At 34.5% G+C, this 12,979-nt stretch carries 13 protein-coding genes; 12 read left to right on the forward strand and 1 reads right to left on the reverse strand.

All coding sequences use genetic code 11. The features are described from left to right. The first annotated feature begins 86 nt into the window (after positions 1-86). The 3 genes from ACIQ0D_RS00165 (at position 87) to ACIQ0D_RS00175 (ending at position 2,652) form a co-directional block, all read left to right on the forward strand. Positions 87-629: a hypothetical protein gene (locus ACIQ0D_RS00165; RefSeq protein ID WP_395801921.1), complete on the forward strand. Its 543-nt coding sequence runs from the start codon at positions 87-89 to the stop codon at positions 627-629. Positions 630-725: 96 nt separating this feature from the next. Further along, a complete protein-coding gene (locus tag ACIQ0D_RS00170; protein ID WP_291403458.1) occupies positions 726-1,613 on the forward strand; it encodes a carbon-nitrogen hydrolase in 888 nt (295 codons plus the stop codon). Then, the gene (locus ACIQ0D_RS00175) at positions 1,534-2,652 is read left to right on the forward strand and encodes an agmatine/peptidylarginine deiminase (RefSeq protein ID WP_395801923.1); all 1,119 of its coding nucleotides are present in this window, start codon (positions 1,534-1,536) and stop codon (positions 2,650-2,652) included. Before ACIQ0D_RS00170 ends, ACIQ0D_RS00175 begins: the two co-directional genes overlap by 80 nt. A 1-nt stretch (position 2,653) precedes the next feature. On the opposite strand, the gene ACIQ0D_RS00180 is transcribed toward ACIQ0D_RS00175, so the two are convergent. Continuing rightward, positions 2,654-3,145 (reverse strand): polymer-forming cytoskeletal protein, encoded by a 492-nt coding sequence (locus ACIQ0D_RS00180; RefSeq protein ID WP_395801925.1) that lies wholly within the window; start codon positions 3,143-3,145, stop codon positions 2,654-2,656. A gap of 240 nt (positions 3,146-3,385) precedes the next feature. Here ACIQ0D_RS00180 and ACIQ0D_RS00185 point away from each other — a divergent pair, with 240 nt between their 5' ends. The 9 genes from ACIQ0D_RS00185 to ACIQ0D_RS00225 all read left to right on the forward strand — a co-directional run. Continuing rightward, on the forward strand, positions 3,386-4,234 hold the full coding sequence (locus ACIQ0D_RS00185; protein ID WP_395801927.1) for a M23 family metallopeptidase: 849 nt from the start codon (positions 3,386-3,388) through the stop codon (positions 4,232-4,234). Positions 4,235-4,239: 5 nt separating this feature from the next. After that, on the forward strand, positions 4,240-4,602 hold the full coding sequence (locus ACIQ0D_RS00190; protein ID WP_395801929.1) for a polymer-forming cytoskeletal protein: 363 nt from the start codon (positions 4,240-4,242) through the stop codon (positions 4,600-4,602). Positions 4,603-4,780: 178 nt separating this feature from the next. Continuing rightward, entirely contained in the window at positions 4,781-6,448 is a 1,668-nt protein-coding gene (pafA, locus tag ACIQ0D_RS00195; RefSeq protein WP_395801931.1) for an alkaline phosphatase PafA, read from the forward strand. Positions 6,449-6,621: 173 nt separating this feature from the next. Further along, positions 6,622-7,728 carry an amidohydrolase family protein gene (locus ACIQ0D_RS00200; RefSeq protein ID WP_395801933.1) on the forward strand — a complete coding sequence of 369 codons (1,107 nt, stop codon included), beginning with the start codon at positions 6,622-6,624 and terminating at the stop codon, positions 7,726-7,728. A gap of 22 nt (positions 7,729-7,750) precedes the next feature. Further along, a complete protein-coding gene (gene mutT, locus ACIQ0D_RS00205) occupies positions 7,751-8,149 on the forward strand; it encodes an 8-oxo-dGTP diphosphatase MutT (protein ID WP_395801935.1) in 399 nt (132 codons plus the stop codon). A 62-nt stretch (positions 8,150-8,211) separates the two neighbouring features. Next, positions 8,212-8,508, forward strand: a complete 297-nt coding sequence (locus tag ACIQ0D_RS00210) for a Dabb family protein (RefSeq protein ID WP_395801937.1) — start codon at positions 8,212-8,214, stop codon at positions 8,506-8,508. A 178-nt stretch (positions 8,509-8,686) separates the two neighbouring features. Next, positions 8,687-9,604: a metallophosphoesterase gene (locus ACIQ0D_RS00215; protein WP_395801939.1), complete on the forward strand. Its 918-nt coding sequence runs from the start codon at positions 8,687-8,689 to the stop codon at positions 9,602-9,604. A gap of 256 nt (positions 9,605-9,860) precedes the next feature. Next, positions 9,861-11,165 carry an FG-GAP repeat domain-containing protein gene (locus ACIQ0D_RS00220; RefSeq protein WP_395801941.1) on the forward strand — a complete coding sequence of 435 codons (1,305 nt, stop codon included), beginning with the start codon at positions 9,861-9,863 and terminating at the stop codon, positions 11,163-11,165. Positions 11,166-11,936: 771 nt separating this feature from the next. Beyond that, positions 11,937-12,979 (forward strand): DPP IV N-terminal domain-containing protein (locus tag ACIQ0D_RS00225; protein WP_395801943.1); only part of this gene is annotated, 1,043 nt, incomplete at its 3' end.

A 12,979-nucleotide genomic window follows, 5' to 3' on the forward strand; every position in this document is an offset into this window, starting at 1 on the left:
ATGCCTTAAAATTATACAAAAAGCATCAAATACTTCTCCATAATGTGATTATATTCGCATTGATCAATAATTTTATATTGTATTTTATGAAAATTAGTATTCGAATTTTATTCATTTGTTCTATTTCAATGCTTAGTCAGCTAGTAAATGCACAAGAAAAGCGACTGATAAACTATACAGAAATAAGTGCATTAATTCACAATAGCACTTCATTGAGTGGGAATCCCTCGTTTAAAGGTTTTAGAACACGTACAGGGCTTACAAAATTATTGACCAATCATGTCGGACTTGGTTTGGCATTAGGGACAGATAATTACCGTAAGCCAAATGGTGCAAGTTATAATACATTGCCTATTACATTAAACGGTTCTTATTTTTTAAATTCTGATTTAACCGGCTTAAAACTAGACATTTATGGAGGTTACGCTGTGAAATTATTCGACAATTTCAATAAAGGGATGACGGCTGGCGGTGGAATTTCCTACTCGTTCCCAATCAACAGTCGATTGAATTTGGGTCTACAAACAGGATATAATTATCAAAAAATCGATTTTCCTGCAAATTATAGGTTGGGCGAGAGCTTTAATTTGGGTAATATAAGATTAGGCATAGGCTTAACCTTTAAATAATATACAAACAATTTTAGCGGGGGGCTTTGAAAGCTCTGAGAGGAATAAAATAAAATCACTAATTTTGCATTTTAAAAGCTCCTATACCATTTTAATATGTCAAAAAGCACTTATAAGATAGCTGTACTGCAGCTAAACCTAAATGATATTGCAGAAAACAATTTAAAAAAATGCATTTCCTGGGTGCGTGAAGCTGCAAAAAAGGGAGCAGAAGTTATTTCTCTACCAGAATTATACAGCAGCCATTATTTCTGCCAGACGGAGGATACCGATAATTTTGCTCTAGCAGAACCACTTTATAGCACTTCATTTATCGCATTTAGCGCATTGGCTAAGGAATTGGGAGTTGTAATTATCGTTCCTTTTTTTGAAAGAAGAATGGCAGGTATTTACCATAATAGTGCCTATATCATTGATACAGATGGTACAGAGGCGGGTTTATACCGAAAAATGCATATCCCAGACGATCCTCATTTTTACGAGAAATTTTATTTTACACCAGGTGATATTGGATTTAAAACTTTCCCGACCAAAAAAGGTAAAATTGGGACTTTAATCTGTTGGGATCAATGGTATCCTGAAGCTGCTAGACTAACGGCTTTACAAGGTGCTGAGGTATTATTTTATCCTACGGCAATTGGCTGGCATCCTTTAGAAAAGGAACAATACGGTGAAAAACAACATGGAGCTTGGATGAATGTGATGAAAGGGCATGCAGTAGCTAATGGCGTTTATGTGGCAGCAGCAAACCGCATCGGATTGGAAAAATATGTTCCTGGAACTGAGGGAATTCAATTTTGGGGCTCCTCATTCATCGCTGGTCCACAAGGCGAAATTCTAGCTCAAGCATCTCATGATCAAGAAGAAATTCTCATTGCTGAGGTAGATTTAAATCTACAAGAGAATGTGCGCCAAAACTGGCCATTCTTTAGAGATCGCAGAATTGATGCCTTTGGCGATATTACCAAAAGAGCAATCCTTTAAAATGAGTACACAAAGAAGATTTCCCGCCGAGTGGGAAAAGCAGCAAGGGATATTATTGTGTTTCCCATACAATGGAAATGACTGGCCAGGAAAATTTGTTGCCGTGCAGTGGGCATTTGTTGAATTCATCAAAAAAGTAGCCACTTTTGAGGAAGTATTTTTAGTGGTTGCTAATAAGAAAACGAAAGAAAAAATACATGAAATGCTCGAAAAAGCTCATGTAGCAATGGATAAAGTATCTTTTATCCTACATAAAACCAATAGAAGCTGGATGCGTGATTCTGGTCCGATAATCGTTAAAAATGGGTCAAAACGTGAAGCTTTGAATTTTAATTTTAATGGCTGGGCGAAATATAAAAATTTTAAACTAGACAGGCAGATGCCATCTGTTGTTTCATCTTTTCTAAATATTCCAATAAGCCAAGTTACATACAAAGGCAAGGCTGTTATTCTTGAAGGTGGAGCAATTGATGTAAACGGTAAAGGCACTTTACTAACTTCTGAGGAGTGCTTAATACATCCTGATATTCAAGTTAGAAATGCAGGATTCACAAAAGAAGATTATGAGGCAATTTTCAAAGAATATCTAGGCATAAGCAATGTTATTTGGCTAGGTGATGGAATTGCTGGTGATGATACTCATGGACATATTGATGATTTAACCCGATTTGTGGATGAAGAAACTATTATCACCGTAGTTGAAAAAGATAGTAAAGACCTCAACTACAAGTCATTACAAGAAAATTTAAAGCGACTACAAGTCTCAAAATTAGAAAATGGAAAAGCACCTAAAATTGTCGAATTACCGATGCCTAGTCCGATTTATTTTGATGGCCTCAGACTCCCCGCTAGCTATGCTAATTTTTTAATTTTAAATAAATGTGTGCTTGTTCCGGTTTTTAATGATGCGAAAGATGCAGAAGCTTTGAATATTATCGCGGGCTGTTTCCCAGGTAGGATAATTATTCCGATTAGCGCAATAGATTTTATTTGGGGATTTGGAACACTCCATTGTTTAAGTCAGCAAATACCCGAATAGTTTATTTCTTTTTAGAATTTTGACTATTTTTTTCTTCAATTAAAAATGGAGTAGCAGCACTACCTACTTGCATATTTAATTTAAGACGGTTCTCCACTTTTTCAATTAAATCGCGTTCATCTATTGCACCATCAATACGAATAGATCCATTTACAATAGCTCCCGGCTCAATCATTATAGATTTAGCCAAAATATTGCCTGTAATTGTTGCCGTGCTTTTAACCTCTACATATTCTGTTGCACGAATATCCCCAAATACCTTACCACTAATTATACTTGTACGTGAAATGATATTCCCAGAAATTTCTGAAGGTACTGCAATTTCTACCTCTTTTAATGAGAAAATATTACCAAATAATTTTTCGTCGAGCATGATAGAACTTGATGAAATAAAATTATCATCCACCTTTATAATTGTAGTATGAAAATCTGCAACAGCTTCTTTTTTACTATGAGTTTTACCGAAAGTGTTCTTTATAAAATTTAGCGCCATAAAGTTTAATTATACTCTGTAAAGCACAATAAATTGCGTTTTACCTAATTTTTTGACTTATTATGTAATTTTTCTCTTTAAAATATTCGGCAAAGTAATAAATTCATTTTAAAAAAGCTTATTTTTGCTAGTTCAATTGGCACATACAATTTTAAAAAAAGAATTATTTTAAATTATAAAGCAATTCTAACATTATATATAAAAGGTATTCAGAAAGAATAATTGCAAAAATATTAACCTATGATATTTTCAAAATCAGACTTCAGTACCGTTTTAATAGTTGGATCAAATACTGGGGAAACAAAGTCTTTGCGTGTAAAAACAAAACACATTAAAAGATTTAGGCATTATGCATTTTCAATCGGTATCACAATTTTATTATTAACGGGAACAATCATCCTGCTTTCATTAGAGATAAGTAAACATAAGCAAGAAAAACTAGCATATAGTAGAGAAATTGCACGTTTAAAAAGTAAGTTGCCTGCACCTACAGATACTGCAGAAGCGAAAAATTACATACAAAATATAGAGGATAAACTCAAAAAAATTAATCGTTACCTTAAAAAAAGAGGTATAAAAGGCTTTTCTACTAATGATATAGGTGGAAATAATCAGGGGAGCGAGAGTTTAAGCATTAAAGAAACATTTGCCTTTTATGATGAGCGCTTAACAGATGTTTTGGTGGGTGTAGCGTTTACACCTATAGGTTATCCTGGCGCTTCTATCATCAACTCAAAATTTGGTTATAGAAGTCACCCAGTAAGGCGAGGCAGTATTGAATTTCACTCCGGGTTAGATTTCAAAGGCCGTAAAGGCGATGCTGTGAAAAGCACTGCGGATGGAAAAGTAATATTAGCCGGTTGGTTTCAAGGCTACGGGAAATGTGTTAGAATACGCCATAAAAATAATCTAGAGACACTTTACGGACATTTATCTAAAATAAATGTGAAGGAAGGGCAAATGGTTACTAGCGGGCAAATTATAGGGAAGGTGGGCTCAACGGGTCAATCAACCGGCAATCACCTGCATTATGAAGTTCGTAAAAACGGTAAGCCTGTAAATCCGCGTAATTACCTGAATTTAAATTAATCAAAATGGCAACAAAAAAATCTACAGCAACCCCCACTTTGATTAGTAAAGGATGCGTAATTGAAGGCAAAATCGAGTCTGATGTTTTCTTAAGAATCGACGGCAATGTGAAGGGTGAGATTTTTATCAACGAAGGTATAATCGTTGGCGAACTAGGAACTATTGATGGCAATTTAAATGTGCGCGAAGCCGTAATTTATGGTACAATTAACGGAACCATAAAAGCAGATTCTATTCAAATAAAAAGCACCGGTAAAATACAAGGAGAATTACATACAAATAACCTTCAAGTAGAAAAAGGCGCTATTTATGTTGGGAATGTGTACATGGATAAATTCCAGTCGAAAAAGGAAATTAGCAGCCTTTAATCCTCGCTTGATCAGATATTCGTTCTTGATTGTAAAAACAACAATTTCGTATTGTTTTCTTTACATAAATCCTGAATTAAAATCGGATATTTAGGAATTATTTGAAAAGATTAATTAAGCTTTAAAACACGTTTATAAGCCTAAATTTTCTTAGCATTAATCTTATTCCTGAATTCATATGAAAATTAAAATTCTATTTTTCGCATTATTTCTTCTGTCTAGCATTTCTATAAATGCTCAACAGAATAAGTCATCAAGTCAAATAAAAAGCACTGATATCCCTCGACCTAAATTAGTTGTAGGCATTATGGTAGACCAAATGCGCTGGGATTATCTATACCGTTTTTATGAGCGTTACAGTAATGGTGGATTTAAGAGAATGCTTAATGAAGGTTTTTCATGTGAAAATGCCTACATAAATTACATTCCTAGTGTTACAGGAATTGGCCATACAACAGTCTATACCGGATCAGTGCCTGCAATTCACGGCATAACTGGCAATGATTGGATTATTCAAGAAACAGGAAAGACAATGTATTGTGCAGCTGATTCAACCGTTTCAACTGTTGGGAGTAGCTCTAAGTCGGCAGGTCAAATGTCGCCTAAAAATATGTTGGTTACATCCATGACTGATGAGTTGAGGCTCGCGACTAATTTCAGATCAAAAGTGATATCAATCGCATCCAAAGATAGAGGAGCAATTTTACCTGGTGGTCATACAGCAAATGCAGCTTATTGGTATGATGGTAGCACAGGCAACTGGATTAGCAGCACTTTTTACATGGATAAATTACCGAATTGGCTTATTAATTTTAATGATCAAAAATACCCAGAGAAATACTTAAAACAAGACTGGAACACACTTTATCCTATAGAAACATATATCCAAAGTACTAAGGATGATGCTCCCTATGAAGGCAAGTTTGCAGGCATGGATCGCCCAACGTTCCCGGTTAAAACCTCAGAAATGCTAAAAAATGGCCTAGGAATAATATCCAACACACCACACGGTAGCTCATTAACTCTTGATCTTGCCAAAGCAGCTATTGATAATGAAGGATTAGGCGCTGATGCAATCACTGATTTTCTTGCGATTAGCGTTTCTTCACCTGATTATATTGGTCACCAATTCGGACCAAATTCTATTGAAGTGGAAGATACATACTTACGTCTTGACCGCGATCTAGCGACATTTTTTAATCACTTAGATAGCAAAGTTGGAAAAGGAAATTATACTGTTTTCCTTTCTGCAGATCATGCCGTACAACATAATTCGGCATATCTTGCTGATAATAAGATCAATACAGGAGTATTTGAGAGCTCTAATGTGTTGAAACAACTAAATACTGTACTTGAAGCCGAATTTAATGTGAAAAATATCGCAAAAAGCTTTAGTAATTACGCACTTAGTTTAAATTATGCAGCTATAAAAGCTAATAATTTGAATGAAAATACAATTAAGCAGTTTAGCATTAATTTTCTCAAAAAACAAAATGGTGTTGCCTTTGTAGTGGATATTGCGAACGTTCAAAATGCCACAATTCCGGCTTTGTATAAAGAAAAAATCATTAATGGTTATCATCCAGAACGTAGTGGTGTGGTTCAAATTATTTTAGAACCTTCATGGTATTCTGGTTCCTCACAAAGATCAACAGGAGCAACGCACGGCACCTTAAACCCTGCCGACACTCACATTCCAATGGTTTTTATGGGCTGGGGTATTAAACAAGGGAAAACGAATGTCCCTTATAACATGACTGATATTGCTCCAACTATTACAGGACTGTTACGTATTCAGGAACCTAATGGGAATATCGGAAGAGCTGTAAATGAAGCCCTTAAATAATATTCCAGATTAATAAAACAATCAAAAACTATTAATAAAAAGCAACAATTCTTAAATGATTGTTGCTTTTTTTCTTAATGATTACATTTTAATTGCGAGAAATTTAGGTCGAAAGGAATAATTAATGTTATTTTAAACATATTAACTAGTAATTATAAATCTAAAAATAGATCATGAACACCTTTAAAATCAATATAATATGCCTCATTGCATTTGTTTTGTTCAGTCAGAGTACTTTAGCACAAAATGAGAAAAAGTCAATTGATTTTGAAAGCTATAACCCACCTTCAAGCCTAGTTGTTCCTGAACACGTTTTAGGAAGAGCAAAATTTCCCTTTATTGATGTTCATAATCATCAAAATAATATGCCCTCGCAAAATTTAGGCAATTTACTTGCAGAGATGGATAAGTTGAACATGAAAATCATGGTTAATTTGAGCGGACGTAGCGGCGATTATTTAGCATCAGCTGTAAAAAACATAAAGCAAAGTGATGCTAAACGTTTGATTGTTTTTGCAAACGTATCTTTTTCAGGTATTGGGGAAGCATCATGGGCAGAAAATACGGTAAAGCAACTCGAAAATGATGTAAAAGCAGGAGCTCAAGGATTAAAAATATTTAAAAGTTTAGGCTTTTCTGTAAAAGATAATAAGGGAAATCTGGTGGCTGTAGATGACCAAAGACTAGACCCAATTTGGGCTGCTTGTGGAAGACTCGGGATTCCAGTTCTTATTCACACCGCAGACCCCAAACAATTCTGGGATGAACCCAATGCACAAAATGAACGCTGGCTGGAGCTTTTAACGCAACCAGGCAGAAACAGAAGTGCAACCGATGGCTATTCATGGGAAAATCTGATTAAACAGCAACATAATCTCATTAAAAAACATCCGAAGACCAATTTTATTATCGCACATTTCGGATGGTTTGCTAATAATCTGGACTATCTTGGAAGCCTTCTTGATAGCTATCCAAACATGAATATTGAATTTGGAGCCATCATCGCGGAGATTGGCAGACAGCCACGCATGGCCAAAATGTTTTTTGAGAAATATCAAGATAGGATACTATTTGGAAAGGACAGCTGGGTGCCATCAGAATATAGCACCTATTTTAGAGTACTTGAGACTGAAGATGAATATTTTCCATACCATAAAAAATACCATGCTTATTGGAAAATGTATGGTATTGGTTTAAGCGATGAGGTATTAAAAAAGGTGTATTATAAAAATGCAATTCGAATAATTCCGGGAATTGATAAGACACAATTTCCTGATTAATAAATTTTATACATCGAACCCAATGCTACTCGTCGCCTGCGCCATCATTCAAAACAATCAAAATGAGGTACTCGCTTGCCAAAGAAGTGCAAACATGCACCTTCCTTTTAAATGGGAATTTCCTGGTGGCAAAATTGAGGAAAATGAAACAACCGAAGATTGTTTGATTAGAGAGATTAAAGAGGAACTTAATATTGAAATTCAGATTATAGAACAAAAAAGTGTGAATGATCATCATTATCCCGACAAATCCGTCCGACTTATCCCATTCATTTGCAGGCACTTAAGCGGTGAAATTTCGCTAAAAGAGCATAAAGACTTTAAATGGTTAGATAAAACTAATTTACTTGATTTAGATTGGGCAGCAGCAGACTTACCCATTCTAAGAGAGTATTTGCAAACGAATTGCGGTCAATCATAATAATTTAAAATATAAGTTTCGTTTGGGCTACATCACTATATTTGCGGCAAACAAATAAATTTATGATCGCACACCACGTTTTATTTTGGCTTAAAGCTGATATTACTGCCGAAGAAAAAAATGCCTTCCAAAAAAGCCTAAGCACATTAGAACAAATTGAAGTAGTTAAGTTTTTTCATTTAGGCACTCCTGCACCTATTGAGCGCACTGTTGTTGATACCACTTATACTTTCAGCCTTTTTCTCGCTTTTGAGGATTTAGCAGCACATGATGTTTACCAAGTCCACCCGCTACACAAAGCATTTTTAGACGAATTTAGAGTATTTTTTGATCGTGTAGTGATTTATGATGCTCAGTAGATTTCCCAAATACTAATATGATTAGAGGTAAAATCTCTACTCTGAGTCACCATACAACAAATAACTTAGAGTAAAATGTAATCAACATGTGTAGAATAGTGTCTCGGATCTAATGTCTCACATCTAAATACCTTGTACTAATTACTTTATACTAATTTTGTAAAAATCCTAAATCAACATGAGATTCATTTATTTAAGTCTGCTTTGCTTGTTTTTAGCTACAACGGCATTTGCACAAAATAAAAAATTTGAATTCATTGCTTTTGGCGATATGCCTTATCGAATTCCGAATGATTACCCTCGGTTTGAAAATTTAATAAAGCAAATAAATAGTGAGAAGCCCGCATTTAGTGTTCACGTTGGCGATTTCAAATCTGGCTCTACACTCTGTTCTGATGAGTATTTCAAAAGAATATACGATTATTTTGGGACATTTACAAATCCATTGATCTACACCCCTGGCGATAATGAATGGACCGATTGCAATCGTAAAGCAGCAGGCGAATACAATCCTTTAGAACGCTTAGCATTCTTAAGAAAAATGTTTTTTAGTTCTAGGGAGAGCTTTGGCCACAAAAAATTAGCCTTAAATAGCCAGGCCGAAAACGCTCAATTTTCTAGCTACGTTGAAAACGTAGCTTGGGAATATGGTGGTGTGCAATTTGCTACTGTACATTTGGTTGGGACAAACAATAATTTTAAGGAAAGCGGGGACAATACTGAATTTATTGAGCGTGAAAATGCTAATTTAGCTTGGCTTGAAGAAATATATGTGAAGGCGGCAGATAAAAAAGGACTTGTTATGTTTACTCAGGCAGACATGTTTTACATGGGCAAAGGTTCATCAGGGTTTGAAAAAATAAGGCTCAAATTAGCTGAACTCAGCAAGCAATATGCTAAACCAGTGCTTTTAGTAAATGGCGATTCTCACCGATTTATTGTAGATAAACCCTTACTAAATATGGATAAACGTACTACCATTTTAAATTTTACACGTTTACAGGTATTTGGAGATGCAGATATGGCTTCAGTAAAAGTAATTGTTGACCCCAATTTGAAGGAATTATTTACCTACCAAGAATTATTGATGAATTAAAAAAAATAACCGAAAAACTGATTATAATCTCAATAACACAAGCAAGAACTAATATCCAAGCTTTTAAAAAGGCTTAATTAAACCAATCAAACTCCTCAAAAATTTAAAATGAGAGGTTTTTTCCGTTATTTACGTTACAGTAAAGCTAACAATTCACATGTTAGATCCGGAGGTAAAAGCTGAGCTGAAAGATTTGATCAGTTAAAATTCTTAATAGCCTATTTAAAATCGTTTAAAAAAATCTAGCTTTAAAATCATGCATAAACTTAAATATCTGCTCTTAATTACATTAGCATTTCAAATAATAAGTTCATGTAAAAAGACAAGTGAAAAAGAAATTGTTAAAGACCCTGTTGTACTTACACCTCCCGAAACACTTAAAACGGTTTACCCTCTTAATACATTAGACTCATTATCAAGCATTAACAAAACTACATCTTGGTATAACACGAATAAATCTTTTGACCAATTGTTTAATGTACATCGATCATTGTATTGGGGATTTGAAGTAACAGCTAATGGCTTAAAACCATATAATACAAGTACTACAAACACTTGGTCGGCCAACAAAAGCTATTATTGGAATGATTTAGGAGCATATTTATACACTGATTTAACAGGTGATGGAAAAAAGGATTTATGGGCTTATTATTGGAAAAACCCATGGCCAACCAATGCACCTGGCTTACATCTATTTTCAGAATATGAATCCTATCCAAGTATTTATGATCTTCAACCTGGCTTAGTACAGGTTAGAAAAAATGTGCTAGCCGACTTAAATAATGATAAGAAAAATGAAATTGTATTATTTTCATCTGGTTATGATAGAATGCCCTTCCCTGGGGATCAAATAGGAATTTTTCATGTTGCTGAAAGAAGATACGAGTATTTAACTGCCGACATTGGATACTTTCATGGTGGCGCAACAGGAGATATAAATAATGATGGATTGATAGACATTGTAGCATATTCGGGTTGGAGTAGCATTATTCCAATTCACCCAACAGCTTATATCAATAAAGGTGGTGGAAATATGGAACTATCAAACCAACTATTTAAAGGTTTTAATACAACCGATGATAATTACTATACCGTTGAGTTATTTGATATAAATAAAGATGGTTCCCTAGATTTATTCTTAGGTGGATCTGGTAAGCTCAATATTATTATTCAAAAAAATAAGGAATATATACGTCAAGAATTTATACCTATCCCAATAGGAAATAATCTGGAGGTTATTGATATTGCATTTATGGATTTTAATTGGGATGGAAATATGGATGTCCTAACAATGAGTAATAAAAATGGATACCAGGGATATGAATTAAATCTGTTCCAAAATACCGGTACTGGTTTCAAAGATGTAACAAGTAGCTACTTTGATATCTATTCGGCTACAGGCAAGAACTCTTGGATCAAGTGGATTCATCTATTCGATTACGATAAAGATGGAGATATTGATGTTGTTGGAGATGGTTTATTTGGAGACTTAATGGGTACACAAGGCCGAAAAATTTGGTGGAAAAATAATGGTGGGAAGTTTGTTCAGGTAATGGAATAAATCCAAATTAAGGAATAAATCATCACACAACAGTGAATTAAATATTAGTAATAAAAATTTAATAGCAAAGGGAATAAAGCCTTTAAAAATTGTAGATGCCTATCCAGTAGAGACACACGGTCGTGTGTCTATCTATCCAGAGACACACGGCAGTGTATCTATCTATCCAGAGACACACGGCAGTGTATCTATCTATCCAGAGACACACGACCGTGTGTCTTTGCGAGTTTCAGACAATGCGTAGAAACCACACAATTATGAACCTACGCAAGGTTAATTGTTATGTAAATAAGATACACACGGCCGTGTGTATCTACAAAATGTATTGTTATTTGAATATGAGCCGCACGACCGTGTGTATTTACAAAATTTATTGTTATTTAAATATGAGCCACACGGCCGTGTGGCTATACAAATTTATTGTTACGTAAAGATGAGCCACACGACCGTGCGGCTCTACAAATTTATTGTTACGTAAATAAGATACACACGGCCGTGTGTATCTACGGTTTTATTTATTGTGAATTTAAATCCTACAGCACGGTTTTCTTATGAAACAACAAAAGCAGGCTTCTTTTCTTAACTACCTCTTTTTGAGCAAATAATACAACGGGGCAAGCAATTAAAACCAAGGTTTTCTGATAAACACACATAAACAGCCCTTGATAGTTTGAAAATGAAGTTTTACACAAATGTGAAAAACTTTTTGCAAGCATAAACCACCAAAATGATTTAAATTGTATTACCTAATTTTTAACAAAAACATATCGTATGAAAAAGTATCTAGTACTATTATTTGTCATCATATTGCCCTTTGTTTCACTGGCACAAAAAAATTGGAGTCCAGAACAAGTATTAAAAATTAAAAATCTTAGTAGTGCAGAGGTTTCACCTGATGGAACTAAGGTAGTTTATACCATCAGAGAAGCTATGATGACAGACGATAGAAGTGAATATGTAAATCAAATATGGATCAGTGCTATTGATGGATCTAATGCTAAACAATTAACGACAGGTGATAAAAATAATACAAATCCAAAATGGAGTCCTGATAATAAATCTATAGCCTTTACTTCTTCGCGTGATGGAAAAAATAATTTATATATACTTCCTATCGCAGGTGGTGAAGCAGAAAAAATAACAGAGGCTAAAGGAGCTGTTAGTGAATTTGAATGGAGTAATGATGGCAATAAAATTGCAGTTATTATTGCAGATGCGCCAACTGATAAAGAAGAAAAAAATAAAAAAGCAAAAAATGATTGGTATATCTGGGAAGCAGAATTAAAACAAAATAGATTGCATTTATATTGGATCCATCAAAAAGATTCATCTCAAAAATATATGCAAAAAATATTGACGAAAGAAAATATTTCTGTTTATGCATTTGATTGGAACGCAGATGGAACAAACATTGTTTACAGTTATGGTAAGTCTACAAAAGCCAATGATAATAATCTTAGCGATATAGCGTTGATTAATATTGAAACAGGAGCAACTAAAGACATTGCGAATACACCAGCTGGTGAGTCTACTCCGCAGTTTAGTCCCGATGGGAGTTTGATAAGTTATTATTGCACTGAGAATCCTAATGATTGGCCGGGTGCAAAACATGCAAAAGTTTATGCTTTAGCAGATGGAAAAACTTGGCGATTAAAAGCAACACCCAATGAAGATGGAAGTATTTTGGGTTGGACAGCAGATGGAAAAAATATTGTCTGGTCGGAGACCAATAAAACATTGACGAGTATTTACACATTAAGTGTGGATGGAAAAAATATTACTGAATTAAGTAAGGGTGAAAAAAATTATATAGG

The organism is Daejeonella sp., from assembly GCF_044342615.1.
Lineage (GTDB): Bacteria > Bacteroidota > Bacteroidia > Sphingobacteriales > Sphingobacteriaceae > Daejeonella.